The sequence below is a fragment of the Klebsiella sp. WOUb02 genome (genome assembly GCF_050058015.1).
Lineage (GTDB): Bacteria > Pseudomonadota > Gammaproteobacteria > Enterobacterales > Enterobacteriaceae > Klebsiella.
Window position 1 is genome coordinate 806,324 of sequence record NZ_CP170110.1, and the last position, 22,313, is coordinate 828,636.

13 protein-coding genes and 8 pseudogenes are annotated in these 22,313 nt (G+C 60.1%); 14 read left to right on the plus strand and 7 right to left on the minus strand.

Annotated elements, in window-relative coordinates; translation table 11 throughout:
- Positions 1-63: 63 nt before the first annotated feature.
- Positions 64-1,147, minus strand: a pseudogene (locus ABOC21_RS10665) (malate/lactate/ureidoglycolate dehydrogenase).
- 206 nt (positions 1,148-1,353) lie between these two features.
- Between ABOC21_RS10665 and ABOC21_RS10670 the strand changes: the two are divergent.
- On the plus strand, positions 1,354-1,479 hold the full coding sequence (locus ABOC21_RS10670; RefSeq protein WP_426814511.1) for a small membrane protein: 126 nt from the start codon (positions 1,354-1,356) through the stop codon (positions 1,477-1,479).
- Between the two features lie 7 nt (positions 1,480-1,486).
- Here ABOC21_RS10670 and ABOC21_RS10675 read toward each other — a convergent pair whose 3' ends face one another.
- Both ABOC21_RS10675 and ABOC21_RS10680 read right to left on the minus strand, forming a co-directional pair.
- The gene (locus ABOC21_RS10675; protein WP_426814512.1) at positions 1,487-1,993 is read right to left on the minus strand and encodes a helix-turn-helix domain-containing protein; all 507 of its coding nucleotides are present in this window, start codon (positions 1,991-1,993) and stop codon (positions 1,487-1,489) included.
- A 28-nt stretch (positions 1,994-2,021) separates the two neighbouring features.
- Positions 2,022-2,453, minus strand: coding sequence for a hypothetical protein (locus ABOC21_RS10680; protein WP_426814513.1), 432 nt, complete (start codon positions 2,451-2,453; stop codon positions 2,022-2,024).
- A 395-nt stretch (positions 2,454-2,848) separates the two neighbouring features.
- Between ABOC21_RS10680 and nqrC the strand changes: the two genes are divergently transcribed.
- From nqrC to ABOC21_RS10720, 8 genes and pseudogenes are all read left to right on the plus strand, one after another.
- Complete coding sequence (gene nqrC, locus ABOC21_RS10685) at positions 2,849-3,625, plus strand: NADH:ubiquinone reductase (Na(+)-transporting) subunit C (protein ID WP_426814514.1); 777 nt, start codon at positions 2,849-2,851, stop codon at positions 3,623-3,625.
- A gap of 126 nt (positions 3,626-3,751) precedes the next feature.
- Positions 3,752-5,675: pseudogene (locus tag ABOC21_RS10690) on the plus strand (FTR1 family protein).
- A 33-nt stretch (positions 5,676-5,708) separates the two neighbouring features.
- Positions 5,709-6,236 (plus strand): iron transporter, encoded by a 528-nt coding sequence (locus ABOC21_RS10695; RefSeq protein ID WP_128877978.1) that lies wholly within the window; start codon positions 5,709-5,711, stop codon positions 6,234-6,236.
- Positions 6,237-6,346: 110 nt separating this feature from the next.
- A pseudogene (locus ABOC21_RS10700) lies at positions 6,347-7,727 on the plus strand (Fe-S-containing protein).
- 2 nt (positions 7,728-7,729) lie between these two features.
- Positions 7,730-9,014: pseudogene (locus tag ABOC21_RS10705) on the plus strand (ABC transporter permease).
- Positions 9,004-10,134 carry an ABC transporter permease gene (locus ABOC21_RS10710; protein WP_426814515.1) on the plus strand — a complete coding sequence of 377 codons (1,131 nt, stop codon included), beginning with the start codon at positions 9,004-9,006 and terminating at the stop codon, positions 10,132-10,134. The pseudogene ABOC21_RS10705 and the gene ABOC21_RS10710 overlap by 11 nt, the downstream one beginning before the upstream one ends.
- A 4-nt stretch (positions 10,135-10,138) precedes the next feature.
- Positions 10,139-10,834: an ABC transporter ATP-binding protein gene (locus tag ABOC21_RS10715; protein WP_426814516.1), complete on the plus strand. Its 696-nt coding sequence runs from the start codon at positions 10,139-10,141 to the stop codon at positions 10,832-10,834.
- Entirely contained in the window at positions 10,821-11,306 is a 486-nt protein-coding gene (locus tag ABOC21_RS10720) for a TlpA family protein disulfide reductase (RefSeq protein ID WP_426814517.1), read from the plus strand. Before ABOC21_RS10715 ends, ABOC21_RS10720 begins: the two co-directional genes overlap by 14 nt.
- 41 nt (positions 11,307-11,347) lie before the next feature.
- Here the strand turns inward: ABOC21_RS10720 and ABOC21_RS10725 are convergent, their stop codons facing one another.
- The 4 genes and pseudogenes from ABOC21_RS10725 to ABOC21_RS10740 all read right to left on the minus strand — a co-directional run bounded on the left by ABOC21_RS10725 (position 11,348) and on the right by ABOC21_RS10740 (position 15,351).
- On the minus strand, positions 11,348-12,079 hold the full coding sequence (locus tag ABOC21_RS10725) for a class II aldolase and adducin N-terminal domain-containing protein (protein WP_426814518.1): 732 nt from the start codon (positions 12,077-12,079) through the stop codon (positions 11,348-11,350).
- A 5-nt stretch (positions 12,080-12,084) separates the two neighbouring features.
- Positions 12,085-12,903: an ABC transporter substrate-binding protein gene (locus tag ABOC21_RS10730; protein ID WP_426814519.1), complete on the minus strand. Its 819-nt coding sequence runs from the start codon at positions 12,901-12,903 to the stop codon at positions 12,085-12,087.
- A gap of 26 nt (positions 12,904-12,929) precedes the next feature.
- Positions 12,930-13,802 (minus strand): phytanoyl-CoA dioxygenase family protein, encoded by an 873-nt coding sequence (locus ABOC21_RS10735; protein WP_426814520.1) that lies wholly within the window; start codon positions 13,800-13,802, stop codon positions 12,930-12,932.
- Positions 13,803-13,829: 27 nt separating this feature from the next.
- Positions 13,830-15,351 (minus strand): annotated as a pseudogene (locus ABOC21_RS10740) (amino acid ABC transporter permease/ATP-binding protein).
- Between the two features lie 499 nt (positions 15,352-15,850).
- Here ABOC21_RS10740 and ABOC21_RS10745 point away from each other — a divergent pair.
- The 5 genes and pseudogenes from ABOC21_RS10745 to ABOC21_RS10765 all read left to right on the plus strand — a co-directional run bounded on the left by ABOC21_RS10745 (position 15,851) and on the right by ABOC21_RS10765 (position 22,215).
- Positions 15,851-16,767 (plus strand): annotated as a pseudogene (locus tag ABOC21_RS10745) (LysR family transcriptional regulator).
- Positions 16,768-17,025: 258 nt separating this feature from the next.
- Positions 17,026-17,854 (plus strand): annotated as a pseudogene (locus ABOC21_RS10750) (phytanoyl-CoA dioxygenase family protein).
- A gap of 355 nt (positions 17,855-18,209) precedes the next feature.
- Positions 18,210-19,298 carry an ABC transporter substrate-binding protein gene (locus tag ABOC21_RS10755; protein ID WP_426814521.1) on the plus strand — a complete coding sequence of 363 codons (1,089 nt, stop codon included), beginning with the start codon at positions 18,210-18,212 and terminating at the stop codon, positions 19,296-19,298.
- Positions 19,299-19,381: 83 nt separating this feature from the next.
- Entirely contained in the window at positions 19,382-21,151 is a 1,770-nt protein-coding gene (locus ABOC21_RS10760) for an ABC transporter permease (RefSeq protein ID WP_426814522.1), read from the plus strand.
- Positions 21,144-22,215 (plus strand): annotated as a pseudogene (locus ABOC21_RS10765) (ABC transporter ATP-binding protein). The gene ABOC21_RS10760 and the pseudogene ABOC21_RS10765 overlap by 8 nt, the downstream one beginning before the upstream one ends.
- The last annotated feature ends 98 nt before the right edge of the window (positions 22,216-22,313 follow it).

The window sequence follows — 22,313 nt, forward strand, 5'->3', positions numbered from 1 at the left end:
GACGGTGACGAGCGGCCCGACGCGCCGGCGGGCGGCGCGAAGAAAGGGGCGCAGGGCGGGAGGTCAGGCCATTTTTTGCCGGAAGTGATCCAGAGTTTGTGGGGCTAAACCGGCTTCCTGCGCCGCGTTGCAGATGGCCTGCCAGTCTGCCCTCGTCCAGCGGAATACCCCGCGCCAGCCGCTCCTGACGGTTGGCCTGTTCCCATTCGCCGGGCACCAGAATCGGGGCGTCCGGATCGTGCGGCGACTCCTTACACCAGGCGATAAAGGCCTCGGTCTGGCTCTGCATCTGCGGAGCATCGAAGGTTTCCGGGTCCAGAATAATGGTGGTCATACAATTGAAAATAGCGTCGACGCAGGTTTGCAGGCTGTCCTGGTGGGTTGTCTGGCCGCCGGATACCGCGCCGCCGAGAATTTCGCACAGCGTCGCCAGGGCGTAGCCTTTATGCTGCGCAAAGGTCAGCAGCGCGCCCAGCGGTGAGGTCTGCATCACCGCCGGGTCATTGGTCGGTTCGCCCTGGGCATCGATCAGCGAGCCCGCCGGCACCTCTTCGCCCTTATGCCACGCGACGCGGGTCTTGCCGAAGGCGATGGCGCTGGTGGCGTAGTCCAGCAGCAGCGGCGGCTGGCCTTTGCGCGGAAACACCACGCACAGCGGGTTGGTGCCGAAACGGCTGTCCTTCCCGCGAAACGGCGCCACCATCGGGTCGCCGACGACGCTGACGAAGTGGATGGAGATCATGCCCGCTGCGGCGCACTGCTCGGCCCAGTAGCCGATGCGGCCAATATGGTGAGCGTTGCGCAGGGCAACGGCGGCCATGCCGTGCCGTTTGGCCTTTTCGATACCGATCTGCATCGCCTCGTGGGCGACCACCTGCCCGAACCCGGCGTTGCCGTCGAGGGTCACCACGGCCCCGGCGTCCTTCATAACGCTGGCATGACGGTTAAGCTGCAGGTGCCCCCCGGCCCGGGAGCGCACGTAGCTCGGGATCATCCCGACGCCGTGCGAGTCGTGGCCGGCGAGGTTGGCGGCAATCAGATGGTCGGCGACGAGGGTCGCTTCGCTGGCGGTGCTGCCGAGGTGGCTGAAGAGGGTGACGACAAACTGATGCAAATCCGTAGCCTGAATACGATGTCCGGTAGGCACTGAGTCTCTCCTGTGGTGGGCGGATAGTGTTGTTATTTTGTTAGGTTTGCCGAACCATGCTGCGCTCCATGGCGAAGAAGATCAAGCGCCTGCGGCGGCGCTGAAAATGAGGGGCAGAGAACAGAGTTGAGGCTGGCGCGACTGGTGGCCGAAGTGAGAATCATTATGATAAAAAGCTTATTCTAAATGATGTGGAGACAACCATAATGAACATCAGCGCAATCATTTTAGCGATCGTCGCCGTGGCCCTGCTGAGCATTTCCGTCTATAGCCTGCTGAGCTATATTAAAGAGCGCCGGGCAATGCGCTTTAAATCCTTCCGCCAGCGCTGACGGGATATTAATCTGCTTTATGATAGTTTTCGCGCCAGGCCTTCGGCGATGCGTGATATTTTTCGCGGAAGCTTTTACTGAATAACGGATGGCTGATAAACCCGCACAGCCACGAAATTTGTTCGACCCGCAGCTGAGGCGCATTTTCCAGCAGCTCGCGCGCGGCCTCTAAACGTCGCTCTTTGAGCACCGTCATGACCGAGGTTCCCTGTTCGTTGAAGGCGCGGTCAAGGCTGGAGCGCGAGCAGCGAAGCGCTTTCGACAGCAGGTCCGGGGAGAGATCGTGCTGTTGATAGTGCAGGGCGATAAACGATTTCGCGCTATTCACCAGATGCCCCAGCTTTCCTGACGACATTAATCCCTGCTGTTTCGCGATATCGCTCAGCACTAATAGCGCCATATTGTGCAGACCGTCGACAACGGTCGCCGTCTCTTTCTGCGACAGGCTGGCAGAATGGCTATCGAGCAGCAGCATATGCGATTTCAGAAACAGCGCCAGGGGATGATTCTCCAAAGAAACAATCGGGCTATTGAGCCTGCCATTAAAAACTTCTTTGATTTTCTCGCTGCGCGGAATGATATAGAGTCTGCTTCACGTCGTCGCTTTGATACTGATAATAGTCATTGCGCTGATGAACAATCAGCATTCCCGGATTCACCTGCGCGGAGACGGATTTTTTTCTGCCGTTAATAATCTGATGGCCCTGCACCAGTAGCGAAATATAGATCGACTGTTCTTCGACGCGATGAGGATCGAAGGTGGTCTGATTTTTAGAACCCATCGCACTACAATAGTCGCCGGAAATAGCGGATATAGTCTTATGCGTGGCAATAATCTCTGCCGGGCGGCGGTTGTTTGCCACTTCTATCCCATAGCAGCCGAGGTTTTGCGATATTTGCTGATAACGCTCTTCCGGCGCGATATCCGCCGCGCTCAAAACGTGAGGAACGTACAGCGCAGTAGGTCTGGACATGTTTTTCGCCTTTCTCAAGGTGATGCTGGCAGGTGAATTTTTATCCCTTGATTATAAGATTAATCCTAAGAAAAACCAGAGTCCGGACGTTTTTTTTACGCGTTGGAATCGCCATGGGATGGAAGCCTCCTTCCGGCAGAAGGACGGGCTCTATCTCTTCGCTAAAAATAGGGAGCAAGCGCGCTGAATATTATTTGGCCCTTATTAAGGAATATTTTCCTCGTGCGTTAAATATATTTTATCAGCACATTGTCGGCCTACTTTTTTAGTGAGTAACCTATTTTTTTGGCCGCTAAGGGCCAGGTGACGTTGGGCTGGACAGCGGGGTGAAAATAATTGCAAGCTATGTCGCAGGTAGCGATCAATAGGTATCGGGCAACGGGGATAATAGACTCATGGCTAAACGTAAAATTATTGTTTTATCTTTGATGTTTTTTTGTGTTTTATTTTTTGCCGCCGCCGGCGGTTATTTTTTACTGCTTAAGGACAATTTTGCCGAGCCCGACGGCGATGAAACCGCCGCTGCCGTTCTCAAGGTTGCCGGACTCGATGCCGGCGGCCAGCGCGATCCGCAGGCGCAAAGGGCGCTGTTTCAGCGCCGGGTTAGCGTCCGTCAGCTTAATCTCGATAGCGGCGAGCTGCTGGCGGCGGGTAAGGGGAGCGCGGCGCAAAAACGCTGCGTCAGCCTGCCGGCGGCCGACGATCCGGCGCAAATCAGGCAGCGCTGCGCCCTGGTCGATATCTATCTTGTTCACGATAATCACAATACAATTCAGCAGGTTATTCTGCCCGTTTTCGGCAAGGGCGCGAAGTCGATGATGTACGCGCTGGTGGCCATCGATACCGACGGCCGCACGGTGAAGGATCTGCTGTACTACCGGCAGAACGAGACGCCGCTGCTCGGCGCGAGGGTGGAGGATCCGCAGTGGCTCGGGCAGTGGGCGGGCAAAAAAATACGCGATAATAACGGCCAGCCGGCGCTGAAGGTGACGCAGAATAGCGGCGGACGGCGCGACGATTATACGGTCGACGGTATTAGCGGGGCGACCTTAACCTCAAACGGCGTTGAGAAGAGTATTAATTACTGGATGGGGCCGCAGGGCTACGGCAAATTTCTCCAGCGACTGCAGCAGGATCCGGCGCAATTAGCCGCCGACGCCGCGCGCTATTAACGTCGTATGCTTTGCAATATTTGACACAAATTTTCACGCTTTGACATTTTCATGATCTGCGTCATGTACATCGAAAGCAAAAATGCCAATGATAATTATTATCATTAAATTTCGATGGAAGGCGCAATGGCTGCTCCACGTTTTCTTTTTCTGGCGATGCTTTTTAGCCTCCTGTTTAGCGCCTCCGCGCTGGCGCAGACCCACTATGCCCCCTATATCGAGGATATCGAGCAGCGGCTGGATAAAACGGCGCAGCTGTACCAGCAGCAGAAAAACGACGAGGCGCGGCGGGAAGTGCAGAGCGCCTATTTTGAAGTGTTTGAAAACCTTGAAGGGCCGATTCGCATTAATTTTTCGGCGCGTAAAAGCTATGAGATGGAGAGCACCTTCGGCGACATTCGGCGGATGATTGCCGAGGGTAAACCACAGGACGCGGTGCAGGTGCGTATCGACGGCCTGAAGCAGGCGCTGCGCGAAGTCGAACCGGTTCTGGACGGCGGGCATCGGCTGGTGGCCGAGGAGCAGCATAGCGCCTTATCGCGGGACGATATTGCGGCGCAGTGGCAGGAGAGCTTCCGCACCATCGACGATCGGCTGGCGCAGGCGGTGAGCGAGTATCAGGCCGGCCGCTACGATCTTGCCAGCCAGCAGGTCCAGCAGGCGCACTATCAGGGTTTCAAAAACTCGGAAATGGAAATCGCGGTGCGTAAGAATCGCTCGGCGAAGGAAGCCGCGGCGATTAACCAGCAGTTTACCGCTCTGATCGCGCTGACGGCGCAGCCGGAACGGCTGAACGACGTCTCGTATCAGGTCACCGCGCTGCTGCAGGATCTGGAAGATCTTCTACCCGGCCTGCCGGGCACCCGCGACGACGCGACGCAGGCTAATCCGGCGGCGGCGCAAGACTCCGCGCCGAACGCCGACTGGACCAGCGTGGCGGTGGGAATTAATCGCAGCATCGACGCCGCCCTGGCGCGCTATCAGCGCGGCGAAGCGGAAGGCGCCATTCAGGATATCCAGGATAGCTACTTCGACCGCTTCGAAGCCAGCGGCATGGAGAACAAAATCGGCTCCCGCGACGCGGCGTTCAAGACCACCCTTGAGGCCTATTTCACCCGCATGGTCAGCCTGATGAAGGCCGGCCAGCCGCAGGAGCAGCTGACGGAACAGGCCGCCGCGCTGGCGCAGGATCTGCAAAAGGCGGTCTCCCTGCTTGGGGAGGGGGAAGAGACTCGCTGGAGCCTGCTGCTCTACAGCCTGATGATTATCGTGCGCGAAGGGCTGGAGGCCCTGCTGATCGTGGCGGCTATCGTCGCCTATCTGATTAAAAACGACCAGCGCGACAAGCTGCCGCTGATTCGCCAGTCGGTGGTGGTGGCGCTCTTCGCCAGCGTGGCGACGGCGTTTATCTTCCAGCTGCTGTTTACCAACTCCGGCGCCAGCCGGGAGTCTGCTGGAGGGGATTACCATGCTGATCGCGGTGGTGATGCTGTTCTTCATGAGCTACTGGCTGCTCTCTAAAGTTGAAGCCCGCCGCTGGCAAGCCTGGCTGGAGGGCAAACTCTCCCACTCGCTGTCGCGCGGCTCGCTGGTCGGGCTGTGGCTGACCAGCTTCCTCGCGGTCTATCGCGAAGGTGCGGAAACGGTGCTGTTTTACGCCGCGCTGATCGGCGATGCGCAGGGCGTTGGCGGCCATCTCGCCATCGGCGGCGGGTTTGCCATCGGCTGCGTGGTGCTGCTGGCGGCCTGGCTGGTGATGCGCTACTCGGTGGTGCGGCTGCCGCTTAAACCCTTCTTCATGTTCACCGGCGGCTTTATGTACCTGATGGCGTTCGTTTTTGCCGGTAAAGGGGTGCTGGAGCTGGTGGAGGGCAAGCTCTTCCAGCCGACGCTGATCGGCGGCATTCCGGAAATCGGCTGGCTGGGCGTCTATCCCTATGTCGAAACCCTGATCCCGCAGGCGATATTGCTGATTGCGGCGCTGGTTGCGCTGTGGATCATGCGCCGGCGCGGCCCGGCGCCGGCTGAAAGTATAAAAAATAACTTCTGACTATTTTAATGTTAAGACGAGAGGATGTGCCAGATGACCTTTAAACAGACCCTGATTATCAGCGCCACCGTAGCCAGCATTTTCACCGCCCCGGCGGCGCTGGCCTTTAAGGAGTACCCGGCGGGCGAACCGGTGACCATGAATGAGATGGAGCTTGCGGCGGTCTATCTCCAGCCGATCGATATGGAACCTCGCGGCATGGGGCTGCCGGCGGCGAAGTCGGATATTCATCTGGAAGCCGACATCCATGCGGTGGAAGGGGGCAAAAACGGCTTTGGCGCGGGGGAGTGGATCCCTTACCTGACCATCGCCTACACCCTGGTTAACAGCGATACCGGCGAGAAGCAGGAAGGCACCTTTATGCCAATGGTAGCCAGCGATGGCCCGCACTACGGCGCCAATATCAAAATGATGGGCGTCGGTAACTATAAAGTGACCTACCACATCGACCCGCCGTCAAAAGCCGGGATGCACCGCCATACCGATAGCGAAACCGGCGTCGGCCGCTGGTGGAAACCGTTTGACGTCAGCTATGAGTTTAAATACGTCGGCCTGAACTAAGCCCCTGGCGTATCTGCCAGTCCGCGGCGACAGACGCCGCCGCTGTTACGCAGGATGGCCCGCCGGTCATCCTGCGGCGTGTTATTTATTTGCCGTACAGAGTTGAAGTCATGAGCTATTTTTTCGTCTCGACGCTACAGGTCTTTTTCTGCATTGCGCTTCTGTCCGCCGCGCTCTGGGGACGCGGCGACGCCCCCGCGCTGCGCCCGCTGGCCTGGACGCTGATCGCGGCGCTGGCCGCCGGCCTGCTGGCGGGGCTCTACGTTCGCGGCGGCCAGCCGCTGCAGTTGATCCTCGTCGGCGCGGAAATTCTGCTTTCGCTGCTGTTTTTGCTCAGCTTCTGGTGGGCGTCGCAGCGGATTCGCTACCTGTGGCAGGGGATTCTTGTCGCCGGCGCCGCCCGCCGCTGGGGGCTGGATCCGAACCTCAGCGGCCTGACCTCAACTCACGTCCTCAATACCGATCTGCTGCTGAACCTGACGGCGATCGTCCTCGCGCTGGCCACGCTGTGCCTCGCCGCCGCGCTCTGCGCGATGCTGCTGCGGCGGATGCGCAGGCTCTACTGGCCGCTGACCCTGCTGCTGATGGTGCTGCTGTGGCTGCCGCTGAGCGGAACGCTGCTACTGTTGCTGATGAAGCTGCAGGTGATACCGCTGCTGAAGCCGCTGCTGAGCTTTGTCGCCAAAGTGACCAATAATGCCGCGCTCTATAGCTGGGCCGCCGGCGCGATACTGCTGCTGATGAGCCTGCTGTGGCTCCCGACGCTGCGCGGTTACGCCCGGGCGGTGAAGGCCGCCGAGCGGCCGATTGACCGCCGGCTGGCGCTCGCTGAACGCCGGGGAGCCGGCCGCCTGTGGCTGACCACCGTCGCCTGCGCGCTGGTGATTATCGGCGGCCAGCTGTGGTGGGAGCGGGTGGCCTCGCAGCCGCCGCGCTTGTCCGAAGCGCAGCCGGTGACGCTCGCCGCCGACGGGCTGGTGCATATTCCTCTTGAGCAGGTCCGCGACGGGAAGCTGCACCGCTTCGTCTGGGTGGCGGACGACGGCAAAGCGGTGCGCTTTTTTGTGATCAACCGCTATCCCGGCAAGCTGCGTCTGGGCGTAGTGTTCGACGCCTGCCTGCTGTGCGGCGATCAGGGCTACGTGATGGAGGGCAACCAGGTGATTTGCGTCGCCTGCGGGGTGCACATTTTTATCCCGTCGATTGGCAAACCCGGCGGCTGCAATCCGGTGCCGATCGACGGCTGGCGCAACGACGAAACCGAGTCTGACGATCCCCGGCAGCGCGCTGGCGACAGGGGGCAACTACTTCTCGACGGTGCTGACCATCAAGGTTACCGACCCGGTGGACGGCTCGAGCCTGACCAATACCGCGGCCGACTTTAAATATAGCTATGGCGGTAAGACCTGGTTCTTCGCCTCCGAAGCCAACTATGACCGTTTTCGTCAGGCGCCGGAGCAGTTCGTTGCCGACGCGGTGAAGGAGGAGTAGCGATGCTGTGGCGAATGATCTACCGCTCATGGGGGCGCAACCTGCGGCGAAAAGCGCTGGCGGTGCTGACCGTTTTTCTCGCCGCCAGCCTGATTTCGGCGCTGCTGGCGGTCTCTATCGACATCGGCGATAAGATGTCGCGCGAGCTGAAATCCTACGGCGCCAATATCCTGATTGAACCGGCGGGGCAGGCCGCGCTGCCGGCGCTGTTCAGCGAGCAAAGCAACCCGCTGGCCAGCGATGACTTCCTTGATGAGTCCGAGCTGCCCAATATTAAAGATATCTTCTGGCGCAACAATATCGTCGGCTTCGCCCCGATGCTCGGCGGCGAAGCGCAGGTCAACGGTCGGGATATTCGGCTGCTGGGGACCTTCTTCAGCCAGCCGGTGGCGATACCGGATGAAGAGGGCTACCAAACCGGGCAGCGTACGGTCAGCCCCTACTGGCAGGTCGCCGGCGAGTGGCCGCAGGAGCCGCCGGGCCCGCTGCCGCAGGCGCTGGTCGGCCACGCGCTGGCGCGCAGCTCCGGCTGGAAGCCGGGCGCCCGCCTGACGCTGCGGACCGCGGAGCGCGATCTGACCGTTGAGGTGAGCGGTATTTTATCCAGCGGCGGCGATGAAGATAACCAGCTGGTGATGCCGCTGGACGTCGTTCAGCAGCTGCTGGGCCTGCCGGGGAAAGTGCAGGCGATCCGCGTGTCGGCGCTGACGGTGCCGGAGAACGAGCTCTCGCGCCGGGCGCGCGAGGATCTGGAAGCGCTGAATGCCGAGGAGTATGACCTGTGGTACTGCACGGCCTACGTCTCTTCCATTGCCCATCAGCTGGAGGAGGCGATCTCCGGCGCCCAGGTGCGGCCGGTGTGGCAGGTTGCCGCCTCGGAAGGGGTGGTTATCGATAAAATTCAGACTGCTGATGGCGGTCGTGACCCTGGCGGCGCTGGCCGCCGCCGCGATGGGGATCGCCTCGCTGATGACCAGCACCATTATGGAGCGGGCGAAAGAGATCGGCCTGATGAAAGCGCTGGGCGCGCGGCAGTGGCAAATCCTGCTGCTGTTTTACCTTGAAGCGGCGCTCGGCGGCCTGGTGGGCGGAGCGTTTGGCTGCATGGCGGGATGGGGGCTGGCGAAGGTGATTGGCCTGATGCTGTTCGCGACGCCGCTTAATTTTGCCTGGGTGGTGGTCCCCTGCGTGCTGGTGATTGCGGTGCTGATTGCGTTAATCGGCACCTGGTTCCCGGCGCGGCGCATTGCCCGTCTTTATCCCGTGGAGGTGCTGTATGGCCGTTAAGCGCGACATGCTGTGGCTGCTGGTGCGGCGGGCGCTGCGCCTGCGCCTGCAGCGGGTGGCCGTGGTGTTTGCCGCGCTGGCGGTGGGGGCGACCATCGTCACGGCGCTCTCCGCCGTGTGGTTCGACATTAACAGCAAAATGAGCGAAGAGCTGCGCACCTTCGGCGCCAATTTCTATATCGGCCCCGGACACGGCACCAGCATGGCGCAGCCCGAGCTGCAGGCGATTCTCGACGCCGCGCCGCCGGGGCTTATCCACGGCGCCAGCCCGTGGCTGTACGGCACGGCGCGTACCGAGCTGGAAAAGGTAGTGATGGTCGGCGTGTGGTTCGAGTCGCTGCAAAAGCTGGTGCCCTACTGGCAGGTGAGCGGCAGCTGGATCGGCGTCAGCTTTGACGATCGCAATGCGATGATCGGCGTCAAGCTGGCGCAGCGCCTGGATCTGCGCCTCGGCGATAGCCTGACGCTGGTGGCGGGTAATCAGCGCAAAAAGCTGCTGGTTAAAGGCATCGTGGAGGCCGGAGACGCCACCGATAATATGCTGATCGTCAGCCTCGACGTCGCCCAGGGCTGGCTGCATAAACCCGGCGTTATCAGCCATGGCCTGCTGAGCGTCAGCAACGATCTTGGCCAGGTGGAGCGCTACGCCGGCCAGCTGCAGCAGCAGTATCCCGACCTCGAGATCCGCCCGGTGCGCAAGGTCTCGGCCTCCGAAGGCCAGGTGCTGGATAAAATCAAGGGGCTGATGGGGCTGGTATCGCTCGTTATCCTCGCGCTGTCGTCGCTGTGCGTGAACACCACGCTGATGGCGATTGTGGGCGAACGCGCCCGCGAGTTTGCCCTGCAAAAGGCGCTGGGCGCCAGCAACGGCGATATCATCCGCCAGATGCTGCTGGAAACCAGCATTATCACCCTGGCGGCGGTGGTCTGCGGCTGGGTGCTCGGCTATCTGCTGGCGCAGCTGCTGGGAATGACGGTATTTAATGCCAGTATCTCGCTGCGCCTGCCGGTGCTGCCGATTACCCTGGCGCTGTCTTTACTGGTCGCCGCGCTGGCGGCCATTGTTCCGGTGCGGCGCGCGGTAAGCGTTGAACCGGCGAAAGTGTTGAAAGGAGAGTAACGCCATGACCGTCACGCCCCTGCGTCAGATGGCAATTGAGACCCGTCATTTATATAAGCGATTTGGCGAGGTCACCGCGCTGGAGGATATTAATCTGTGCATCGCCCGCGGCGAGTTCGTCGCCATTATGGGCGCTTCCGGTTCCGGGAAAACGACGCTGATGAACATTCTTACCTGCCTTGATACCGCCAGCGAAGGCCAGGTTATCCTCGACGGCACCGACGCGGCGGCGCTGGACGAAGAGGGTCGCCGCGCCTTTCGCGCGCAGAAAATTGGCCTCGTTTTCCAGCAGTTTCACCTGATCCCGTTTCTGACGGCGCTGGAAAATATCATGCTGGCGCAGCACTACCACAGCGTGGTTGATGAAGCCGCCGCCCGGGCGGTATTGGCCCAGGTCGGCCTTGAGCAGCGCATGACCCATCTGCCGAGCCAGCTATCGGGCGGCGAACAGCAGCGCGTCTGCATCGCCCGGGCGCTGGTCAACGAGCCGCCGGTCATTTTTGCCGATGAGCCGACCGGCAACCTCGATGAGGAGAACGAGCAGCGGGTGCTGGATCTGCTGACCGATCTGCACCGCCAGGGGCGCACCGTGGTGATGGTGACCCATAACCCGGCGCTGGGGCAGTTTGCCGACCGCATCGTGCGGCTGCAGCACGGTAAATATTTGGGCGAAGAGGTGAACCATCATGCGCATGCCTAAGGTGATTATCATGCTGCTGCTGACGCTGCTGGTCGGCTGCAAAGAGGAGAAGCTGGCGCGCGGCGAGCCGGCGCCGGCGCTGGCGGTCTTCGATCTGCAGGATAACGCGGCCAGCCTTGAACGCTGGCGCGGCAAGGCTATCTATCTTAACTTCTGGTCCGCCGGCTGCGGCGGCTGCCTGGCGGAGATGGATACCCTGCAGGCGCTGAGCCAGCGCTGGCCGGATAAGGTGGTGGTGGTGGCGGTCAATACCGACCCCGATAGCGTCGATATCGCGCCGCTGCTGGCAAAGCACGGCATCAGCTATCCGGTGCTGCGCGATCGGCTGAAAATAACCCAGGAGCGCTATCAGGTGATCGGCACCCCGACGTCGGTGCTGATTGATAGCCGCGGGCGGGTGCTGGATCTGCATCAGGGCTGGCGGAAACCGGAGGCGCTGCAGGCGGTATTCAGCCAGCTGGCGCAGCGCTAAGCGACTCCCCCGGGAGGCGCCCGGGGGAAGCCTTGTGCGCTTTAGTCAAGCAGGGAAGGATCGGCGTCAATCATCAGCTGTTTCATCTCCTCAAAATGCTGACGGGAAAAGTCGCTAATCTTTTCCCAGTCGGCGGCGGTTTTCTCCGCCACCTCATCGGACAGGATCTTCAGCGGCCGGCCGGTTGACCAGGCGGTGACCAGAATCTGGCAGGCGCGCTCGAGGGTCCAGATATCGTCAAACGCCTCGCCGATGGAGCCGGCGGTCACCAGCACCCCGTGATTGCCCATCAGCAGACGGCGTTTACCCGCCAGCAGCCCCGCCAGCCGCGCCCCTTCGGCGGCGTTATCCGCCATCCCGCCGTACAGCGTATCGACCGCCACGCGCTGAAAGTAGCGCGCGGTGTTTTGATCGATCGGCAGGATCTGCGGCTGCTCAAGGCAGGCGACGCTGGTGGCATACACCGGATGCAGATGCAGCACCGCCCGGGCCTGCGGCAGCCGCTGGTGAATCTGCCCGTGGATCGCCCACGCCGTGGCGTCAACGTCCGCGCGCCGGGCGTTATCTTCATCATCGGCGTTCAGCAGCAGCAGATCGCTGGCGCGAATGCGCGAGAAGTGCCGCCACTTCGGGTTGAGCAGGAACGTTTTGCCGTCCGGCGACAGGGCGGCGCTAAAGTGATTGGCGACCGCCTCGTGCATGCCGAGGTGGGCAACAATGCGCAGCGTCGCCGCCAGATCGATACGCGTTTGTTCTTCAAAAGAGTAGGCCACGGGCGTTATTCCACTTTCGGCATCAGGTCATTGAGGTCCGCTGCGGTCGGCGGCTGGAAGTTATACTTTTTCAGCAGGGCGGCATACTCCGGCGTGGCGCTGAACTTCTTCAGCCCCTCTTCAAGCGCGGTTTTCACCTCTGTGTTGCCTTTTTTCACTCCAAAGCCGTTGAGTACCGGGTAGATCAGCGTCGTGGAGGAGATGACAATCCGGTCGCCCAGCTTGTCGACCACGCCGCGCGCCACCGCCGCATCGGTGATCTGCGCTTCCACCGCCCGCGACAGCAGCGCCTGGGTAGTTTGCGGGTCGGTGGCGTATTCGCTGAGCGCAATCGGCGGCAGCCCTTTTTTCACGCAGTAGTCGGCGGAGAGCTTTTGCAGCTGCGCCAGCCACGAGGTGGCGCCCATCGAGCCAATCTTATGGCCGCAAAACTCTTCCGGCGTCTTCGGCTGATAGCTGGCGCCCTTGAGGGCGAGGATCGACTCGCCGCTTTTCAGGTACGGCACCATATCAATCACCTTCATCCGCTCGGCGGTGATATACATCGACGAGTTGGTGATATCGAAGCGTCCGCCCTGCAGGCCGGGGATCAGGTTCGGGAAGCGGGTATCCAGGTTGACCGCTTCGCGGCCCATCGTTTTGGCAATCCCGGCGAGAAACTCGATATCAAACCCGACGGGCTTGTTGTTCTCAATATATTCGTAGGGGAAAAAGGTCATATCCGAACCGGCAATGATTTTTCCCGGCTGCTGAAAGGCCGCCTGGGCGCCAGCCGCGCTCAGAGCGCCAACGGTGCAGAGGAGCAGGGTAGTTAAGCGTTTCATAAACATATCTCCAAAGTGGGGGGCAATCACATGCTGACAGGATCGTTTCCGGCCTGCTGTACGAAGAACGAGGCGCCGCGCGGCTTCTGCGGCAGACGAACGTGGTTGGCGACGCTGCGTACCAGCCCGCTCTCAACGCCGGCGACCATCCGCCCGGCGTGGACGCTGGGCAGCGGGTTATCGCCGAACGGCAGGGCGTCTTCGGCGGCGTAAACGCTGATAAACAGGGTCCGCGGCAGATCGGTTTCATTGGGGCTGGAGGCGTGGAGCAGGCGGGTATGCATAAAGCACACCGAGCCGGACGGGCCAAAGCAGGCCTCGGGCTGCTGACAGCGGGTCGCCACCACCTCGTCATCGACCGCGCCGGTAAACCGCTCCTCCTGCCAGTGCGACCACAGCGGCCCCTTATGACTTTCCGGCACCACGTTCAGCGGGCCGTTCTCCGGCGTCACGTCGCTGACCATCAGCAGGGCGGTGATAATGTCGTCGTTGCTGTGCGGCGTGAAGAGAAAATCCTGATGCCATTTCACCTGGGTGGCGGTATGCGGCAGCTTGGAGTTAATTTTGCTGTGATGAAAGCGGGTGCCGCTGCCGCCGATAAGCTGTGCGGCAATGGCCGCCATCCGCGAATCCAGCGCGGCGCGGCGGTAGGCCGCGGAGATCTCGGTCGGCGAGCTGACGCGGCGTAGCGACGGGTGGTCGGGGCGATGATCGCTTTCGAGGTCAAAGCGCGGGCGGCCGTCCTCGGTTTCTCCCCAGGCGTCGCCGTGGCTGCGGCTCTCCTCCACCCAGCCGTCAAAATCCTGCTGAAGCCCGGCGATCTCTGAGGGGGAGAGCACTCCCTCAACTACCAGAAAACCCTGCTGATGAAACTGTTCGATTTGCCACTGCGCGATCATATTTTTTTCCTTTCACAAACGGAGCGGTTAAGCCAGAGACACGTCTTTCAGGAAGGCGTCAACGCGCGGGTGATTACCGTCGCGCATCGCCTGGGGCGTGTCGTCGCAAACCACGCGCCCTTTTTCCATAAAGACAATTCGGTCAGAAACTTTGAAGGCAAAATTCATCTCGTGGGTCACGATAACCATCGTGATCCCCTCATCGGCCAGCGATTCGATAACCTGGAGCACTTCGTTGACCTTTTCCGGGTCCAGCGCCGAGGTCGGCTCATCGAAGAGCATGATTTGCGGACGCATCATCAGGGCGCGGGCGATGGCCACCCGCTGCTGCTGGCCGCCGGAAAGCTGGTGCGGATATTTCCACGCGTGTTCGAGCATGCCGACCTTATGCAGCAGCTCGCAGGCGCGCTGCCTGAGCTCCGCCTCCGCCGCCAGCCGGTGATAGCGCGGGGCCAGCAGCAGGTTGCCGAACACGGTCAGGTGCGGGAACAGGTTAAAGCTCTGAAAGACCATGCCAATATTCAGCCGGTGCTCGGCGTTCTCCATAAAGCGCGGCTTCTGCACGCCCTGGCGGTCGAGGTGGATAAACGGCTGGCCGTTGATGCGGATCTCGCCGTTGTCGATCTGCTCCAGGCCGTTGAGCAGGCGAATAAGCGTGGTTTTGCCGGAGCCGGATGGGCCGATCACCGACACCACTTCCCCGGGCTGGATCTGCAGGCTGACGGCGCCCAGCACTTCCACGTTGTTGTAGGCTTTATGCAGCTTCGAGGCCTGCAGCGCCGGCTGGTGATTATCGACGGCGCTGCGGGCGGCGGCCGGCCGGGCGGCGGTGGCCAACGCCAGCATCTCGGCGTCGACCGGACGGGTGGTTTTACGCTGGGTGACGTCGAGCCAGGTCTCCAGCCGTTTCAGCAGGAAGTCAAAAACGGTGACGATCAGCACGTAGTAGAACGCCACCGCCGCCATGGTCTCCATCACCAAAAAGTTTTGCGAATAGAGACGCTGACCGACCATCAAAATCTCGGTCAGGGAGATAACGGAAACCAGCGAGTCTGAGTTTGACGATCGCAATATACTCGTTGGCCAGCGCCGGCAGCGCCACCCGCAGCGCCTGGGGGATAATCACCCGCCGCTGGGTGCCGCCGTAGCGCAGCCCTAAGGCTCGCGCGGCCTCGCCCTGGCCTTTGGCGATAGACAGCAGGCCGCCGCGATGGATCTCGGCGACGTAGGCCGCTTCGCTGAGCACCATCGCCAGCAGGCCGGCCCAGAAAGGATCGTTGAGCACCGCCGCGAAGGAGGGCACCGCCTGCGGCAGGTTATAGACGAAAATCAGCAGCACCAGCAGCGGCAGGCTGCGAAACAGCCAGATATAGAGCCGGGCGGGGACGTTAAAGAGCCTGCGCGGCGACTGCTTGGCGAGGGCGAGAATAAAGCCCAGCACAATACTGCAACCCCAGGTCAGCAGACTCAGTTTAATGACGGTCCAGGTGGCCTGCCAAAAATCCGCGTCGCTGAGCAGACTTAACATGTAGTTCCAGTTAAACATCATCGGCTATTTCACTCGCCATAATTAACGGACATGAAGACGATGCCGATGTTCTAAAATGGGGCATCGCCGGTATTTATCGGGCAATTACACTATGCTGGTACTCTTCGCCATCAGGCAATTAGTAAATTTTTGGTCTTTAAGTTTAAAAAAACTATATAGGCAGATTAACTTCAATGAATTTAAAGCAATAAGTGAGAAACAAGAACTAAACATTAAAAAAACAATTGCTGCTATTGGCCAACGAAATTGACGGGTAAATTGCCGGTTGTGCAATATTGGGGCGCGCGAAGGATTTATTTGGTGCATCGTGATTCATATTGGTGCAGTTAATCAGCAAGCGCCGCATTTTAATTATTGCCGCCGGCTCAGCGAGATAAATAATTCATTCGCCCGGCGGGGAAAGTCTCTCTTGACCGGGGAGTGGCACGATGCTTGCAATCGGCATATCAGGAAACTATGCCGTTTCCGCGTATGACAATATTTCATAAAGGGTAAGGCTATGACGCGATTCACGCTCAAACAACTTAAATACTTTGTGACCGTTGTGGAGACCGAAAGCATCGCCGAAGCCTCCCGACAGCTGCATATTGCCCAGCCGTCGATCTCGATTGCGATAAAAAACCTTGAGAGCACCTTCGAGCAGCAGACTGTTTATTCGCCACCACGCGCAGGGCGTTTCGCTCACCCCCTGTGGGCGCCGCTTTTACGAGAAGGCTAAAGAGCTGCTGCGCCTCTCCTACGAGTTTGAGCAAAACTCGCGCGCCGACAGGGAGTCTGGTTTCCGGCACCATTTCGGTAGGCTGCTTCGAGTCCGTCGCGCCGCTGTATATGCCAAAACTGGTGGCCGGGTTTAAAAAGATGTATCCCGAAATAACCCTCCAGCTCTACGATGGCGAGCAGCACGAATTAATGCACGGCCTGCATCGCGGACGTTTTGATCTAGCCCTGGTCTACGATCTGGAATTAGGCCACTCGATCAGCAAAGAGACGCTTAATGCGCCGCATAAGCCCTATGCGTTATTACCGGCCAGCCACCCGCTGGCGCAAAAAAAGAGCGTCACGCTGCAGGAGTTAAGCCAGGAGCCGATGATTTTGCTCGATGCGGTACCGAGTAAAAACTATTTTATTACCATTTTTAAGGAGAAGGGCTATCACCCGCAGGTGGCCTATAGCTCGCCGTCAATTGAAATGGTGCGCTGTATGGTCGGGCAGGGATTGGGCTTCTCGGTATTAGTCACCCGGCCGCTTTGCGATATAACCTACGACGGCGAACGGCTGGTGCAGCTGGATATTGAAGATCAGATGCCGGCTTCGACCTTAATTATGGCGCACCTCGCTAATAATGAACCCACCCGGCCGACGCAGCTGTTTATGGACTATTGTCGCAGCATTGAGTTAACTCCGGCGCTGGTTTAGCCAGCGGCTCATAACGCGGAAAATATCTGTTGTCACGCGCCTGAGAGCCTGGCGCGTGGCTATTTTATTTGTCATTTTGAACCCGGACAGCGCTCGACAAAATACTAACGCCCGATGAGACAGCCCCGAAGGCTCATAAATTTCTATTGCGAAAATCGTTTTATAATAATTTACCATTCGAGGCTGGCTAAATAACCTGAGTCGGCTGACGCCCGGCGTCATCAACCCAATCATTTATCCAGCACAGGACGGTTAGCTATGCACAATCAGCGTTATCCGCAGATCGACCGGCAGACGATCGATACCTATCAGACGGATGGAGTGGTGTTACTCAAAGGCGTGTTCACCCCGTGGATCGACGGCCTGGCGAGCGGCGTGGCGGAACTGATGGCCAATCCCAGCGAGTACGGGCACGCCAGAACCGTGGTGCCGAAAGACGGCTCCGCGCCTTTTTTCCAGGATTACTGCAACTGGGCGCGGATTGCCGATTTTGAGCAGTTTGTCAGGCAGTCGCCGGCGGCGGAAATTGCCGCCGCCCTGATGCAATCAACCACGGCGAAATTTTTTCACGAGCACACCCTGGTCAAGCCGGCCGGCGGCAGCACGGTGACCCCCTGGCATCACGATCAGCCCTACTACTGCGTTGAGGGGCGGCAGAACGTCAGCTTTTGGATCCCGCTGGACCCGGTTGCTCAGGAGATTTCGCTGCGCTGTATCCGCGGCTCCCATCTGTGGGGAGAGGAGTTCAGCCCGACCCGCTTCAACGGCTCAAAGCTCTACCAGCACGGCCGCTTTAAGGAGCTGCCGGACATTGACGCCCATCAGGATGATTACGATATCGTCAGACTGGGCGCTGGAGCCGGGCGATGCCGTCGCCTTTCACTACCGGACGGTGCACGGGGCCAGAGGTAACGCCACGGCGCGGGCGCGACGGGTCTTCTCCGCCCGCTGGGTGGGCGACGACGCCACCTTTGTTGACCGCGGGGGCGTGACCTCGCCGCCGTTCCCGGAGCTGACGCTAAACGATGGCGACGCCCTGGTCTCGCCGCTGTTTCCCCAGCTCTGGCCGCGCGAAGCGCGGGGCTAATATCGCCGGGCGGCGAGAGTTGACGGCGGAAAAATATATTTCCGCTACCGGCTGTGCGGCGGGTTCATTATTTTCCGCCGCCTCGACGCTAAATCGGCGCCATTTTGCGGCCCGCTGAAGGACGATCGCCCGGCGCTAAAACTTCGGCTGAATCTTTTCTGCATATTTCAACTTCACCGGAGCTGGCGGCTATTCTGCCGACAGGCGTCTTATCCGCCGGCGCCGCGCTAAATAAGAGTTAAACTCCGCCAGCATCACAAAAGCCAGAAAAAAACCGTCCCCGGCGTTGCAAGCGGCGAACCCCTCGCTATATGTTAAATTTGTGTTTAATAAATGATGCCCAGGGGTTGGTTTTATGTATAAGAAAATTGGTGGTTTAGTGGTTTCACTGACGGCAGTCTTCTCCGGCTCCGTTTTGGCGGAGCTACCGGCGGGCTACCCGGCTGAATATCAGAAAGTGGTGGATGGCGGAAAAAAAGAGGGCAAAGTTGTCATCTATTCAACGACGGATACCAAAGCGGCAGGCCCATTAATTAAAGGGTTTGAGGCGCAGTACCCCGGTATTAAAGTTGAATATAACGATATGAACAGCACCGAGCTGTATAACCGCTATATCAGCGAGCAGGCGGCGGGCGGCGGCAGCGGGGACGTGGTCTGGAGCTCATCGATGGATACGGCGCTGAAGCTCGCCACCGATTATGCCGAAGAGTACGCCTCGCCCGAGCTGGACAAGCTGCCAAAATGGGCGGTCTGGCAGCAGAAAGCCTACGGCACCACCTATGAGCCGGTGGTCTTTATCTACAATAAACGGCTGATCCCGCAGGGCGACGTGCCGGATTCCCACACCGCGCTGGCGAAGCTGATTGCCGGCCAGACCGACAAATTTAAAGGCAAGGTCACCACCTATGATATCGAAAAATCGGGCCTCGGCTTTATGCTGGCGGTACAGGACAGCAAGGCCGACGCCAGCTATTTCAGCAACCTGGCGGGAATGGCGAAAGGCGGCCTGACCGTGCAATCCTCGACCGGGACCATGATGGAGCGCGTCTCCTCGGGTGAAAACCTGATTGGCTTTAATATCCTCGGCTCTTACGCCGAAGCGCGCGCCAAAACCGATCCCTCCCTCGGCATCGCCTATCCCAAAGACTACGTGCTGGTTCTTTCCCGCGTCTCGTTTATTACCGCCGACGCCGGGCATCCAAATGCCGCTAAGCTGTGGTTCGACTACGTGCTGTCAGAGAAAGGGCAAAGCATTCTCGCCAGCCAGGCCGATATTCCCTCTATTCGTAACGATATCGAAGGCAAAAATGATATCGACGGCATGACCAAAATGCTGGGCAACGCGCTGAAGCCGATTCCGGTGGATGAAACCCTGCTGGAATATCTGGAACCGAAAAAGCGTCTGGAATTTATCAAACAGTGGCGTGACGCGGCGGCAAAATAATTCTCCCGCGGCGCGACGTCTTTCGATGCCGCGCCCGTTAATACCCGGCAGGCTGTGTTAACGCCTGAGCAAAGGGATCGCATATGAACCTATTACGCCGAAAATGGCAGGGGCTGCCGCGCGGTATTGTGGTGCTGATTGCGGCATTAGCTATCTATGTCCCGCTGCTATTTATTGTGGTGCAGAGCTTTCTCTCGGCGCCTTTTTTTGCGCGCACGAAAGCGTTCAGCTTCGAAGCCTTCGAATTTATCTTTACCGATCCTGATTTTTATCTGGCGCTAAAGTCCGGCTTTATTCTGGCATTCGGCCTGGTGGCGATCGCGATCCCGCTCGGCGGGATCCTCGCGTTTTTAATGGTCCGCACCGATTTGCCCGGTCGGCGCTTTATTGAACCGCTGATCCTGGTGCCTATTTTCGTCTCGCCGATGGTGCTGGCCTTTGGCTACGTGGTGGCGGCGGGGCCGGTTGGCTTCTTCTCGCAGTGGGCCGAGCGGCTGCTGGGCTTTGTGCCCTGGAACATCTACTCGATGTTCAGCATCGTGGCGATCGCCGGGCTAACCCACGTCCCGCACGCCTATCTCTATATCTCGTCCGCTCTGCGCAGCGTCGGCTCCGACGTCGAGGAGGCGGCCCGGACGGTAGGTGCTTCGCCGCTGCAGGTTATGACCGCCGTCAGCCTGCCGATGGTGCGCCCCTCGATCCTCTACGCCTGCGTGCTTCTGTTTTTCCTCGGGCTGGAAGTGTTCGGCCTGATGCTGGTGCTCGGCGACCCCGAAGGCAATATGGTGCTGGCGACCTATCTCTATAAGCTGACCAATAAACTTGGTACTCCCTCTTACCACCTGATGGCGGCGGTAGCGGTGGTGCTCATTTGCATCACCATTCCGCTGGTGATGCTGCAGCGGCGGCTGATGCGCACCGCCAATCGCTTTGTCACCATGAAGGGGAAAGCCTCCCAGGCGCGGGCGCTGCCGCTCGGCAAGTGGCGCTGGGTTGCCGGCGTAGTGGTGGTGCTGTGGCTGACGGTGACCATCGGCGTCCCGCTGCTCGGCGTGGCGATGCGGGCGTTTATTTCCAACTGGGGCGTCGGCGTGTCGCTGTGGGACGAGCTGTCGCTGGCGACCTTCCGCAATATCTGGCAGCAGCCGAACCTGCTGCGGGCGATCGTCAACTCGATGGCGATCGGCATTTTTGGCGGCGCGCTGGCGGTCGTGTGCTATCTGTTTGTCGGGATCGCCATGCACCGCAAGCCGGACAACGTGACGCGCTTCCTTGACTACAGCGTGCTGGTGCCGCGCGCGGTGCCGGGGCTGCTGGCGGGGCTGGCGTTTCTGTGGGTGTTTCTGTTCCTGCCGATGTGGCTCGATCAGTCGCTGAAAAACGGCTGGCTCTCGGCGCTGCCGGTGGCCGACTGGCTGCGCGAACACCTTATCGTGCAGCTGCGGGCGCTGCGTAACACTATTTTCAGCGTCTGGCTGGCCTATACCGTGGTGTGGATGGCCTACGGGCTGCGCCTGATCTCCTCGACGCTGCTGCAGGTGGCGCCGGAGCTTGAGGAGGCGGCCCGCAGCACCGGCGCCTCCCGCGGGCAGGTGACCCGCCACGTCACGGTTCCGCTGTCGCGCTACGGTCTGATCGGCTCGTGGCTGCTGATGTTCCTGATCTTCGAGCGCGAATATTCCACCGGGGTGTACCTGCTTTCGCCGGGAACGGAAACGATCGGCTCGATGCTGGTCTCGCTATGGGCGGCGGGAGCGATTGATATCGTCGCCGCGCTCTCGTTTATCAATATCCTGCTGGTGGTCGTCGGGCTGGGTATCGCCCTGCGCTTTGGAGTGAAATTACATGATTGAGCTATCCGTAGAAAACCTGCATCTCACCTATGGCGACAACCCGGTTCTGAAAGGGGTATCGATGGAGCATCAGGCGGGGGGAAGTGGTCTCCCTGCTCGGGCCCTCCGGCAGCGGGAAAACGACCCTGCTGCGCGCTGTCGCCGGGCTGGAGAAGCCCACCTCCGGGCGGATTACCATTGGCAAAACCGCGGTCTACGACGGCAATCCGCGCAGCGAAATCCCCGCCGAGGAGCGCAATCTGGGGCTGGTGTTCCAGTCCTACGCGCTGTGGCCGCATAAGAGCGTATTTGAAAACGTCGCCTATCCGCTCAAGCTGCGCAAGGTCGCCAGCGGTGAAATCGCCCAGCGGGTGCAGGCGGTGCTCGACCAGCTCGGCCTGGGTCATCTCGGCGGCCGCCATCCCCATCAGCTTTCCGGCGGACAGCAGCAGCGCGTGGCGATCGGCCGGGCGCTGGTCTACAACCCGCCGGTTATCCTGCTTGATGAACCGCTATCGAACCTCGACGCCAAGCTGCGCGAAGAGGCGAGGGTCTTCCTGCGCGAGCTGATTATCAAACTCGGGCTCTCGGCGCTGATGGTCACCCACGACCAGAATGAGGCGATGGCGATTTCCGACCGCATCCTGCTGCTGAACAACGGGGTGATAGAGCAGCAGGGCTCGCCCCAGGAGATGTACGGCAATCCGACGACGCTGTTTGCCGCCGAGTTTATGGGCAGCAATAACCGCCTGCGCGGCAGGATCGCGGCCCTCGACAACGGCCGGGCGCGCATCGAGGGCGCCAGCTGGGCGCTGTGGGGCATGGCGGGAGAGGGGCTTCGCGTCGGCGAGGAGGCAACGGCGGTGATCCGCGTTGAGCGCCTGCGTTTCGGCTCATCCCCGGAAGACAACACGCTTGAGCTGCCGCTGCTGACCAGCATGTATCTGGGCGATCGTTGGGAATATCTCTTCCGCACCCGCGGAGATGACTTTGCCATTCGCGTCTACGGCTCGGCGCTGCGTGACGCGGAGCATTGCCATATTACGCTCCCCGCCGACGATCTGTGGATTTTCCCGACGCCCTGAGTCGGCGGTATAACACCGGGCGCGGCGAGGCCGTCTGCGCCCGAAAACGAACAGGATCCGCCGGTGACTATTTTTTTACGCGGCCATCGCCCCGGTTA

Excerpts from the sequence above, each read along its gene's own strand:
- ABOC21_RS10670 (WP_426814511.1), top strand. The coding sequence starts at position 1,354 with ATGAACATCAGCGCAATCATTTTAGCGATCGTCGCCGTGGCCCTGCTG.
- ABOC21_RS10680 (WP_426814513.1), bottom strand. The coding sequence starts at position 2,453 with ATGTCCAGACCTACTGCGCTGTACGTTCCTCACGTTTTGAGCGCGGCG.
- nqrC (WP_426814514.1), top strand. The coding sequence starts at position 2,849 with ATGGCTAAACGTAAAATTATTGTTTTATCTTTGATGTTTTTTTGTGTT.
- ABOC21_RS10695 (WP_128877978.1), top strand. The coding sequence starts at position 5,709 with ATGACCTTTAAACAGACCCTGATTATCAGCGCCACCGTAGCCAGCATT.
- ABOC21_RS10710 (WP_426814515.1), top strand. The coding sequence starts at position 9,004 with ATGGCCGTTAAGCGCGACATGCTGTGGCTGCTGGTGCGGCGGGCGCTG.
- ABOC21_RS10715 (WP_426814516.1), top strand. The coding sequence starts at position 10,139 with ATGACCGTCACGCCCCTGCGTCAGATGGCAATTGAGACCCGTCATTTA.
- ABOC21_RS10720 (WP_426814517.1), top strand. The coding sequence starts at position 10,821 with ATGCGCATGCCTAAGGTGATTATCATGCTGCTGCTGACGCTGCTGGTC.
- ABOC21_RS10730 (WP_426814519.1), bottom strand. The coding sequence starts at position 12,903 with ATGAAACGCTTAACTACCCTGCTCCTCTGCACCGTTGGCGCTCTGAGC.
- ABOC21_RS10735 (WP_426814520.1), bottom strand. The coding sequence starts at position 13,802 with ATGATCGCGCAGTGGCAAATCGAACAGTTTCATCAGCAGGGTTTTCTG.
- ABOC21_RS10755 (WP_426814521.1), top strand. The coding sequence starts at position 18,210 with ATGTATAAGAAAATTGGTGGTTTAGTGGTTTCACTGACGGCAGTCTTC.
- ABOC21_RS10760 (WP_426814522.1), top strand. The coding sequence starts at position 19,382 with ATGAACCTATTACGCCGAAAATGGCAGGGGCTGCCGCGCGGTATTGTG.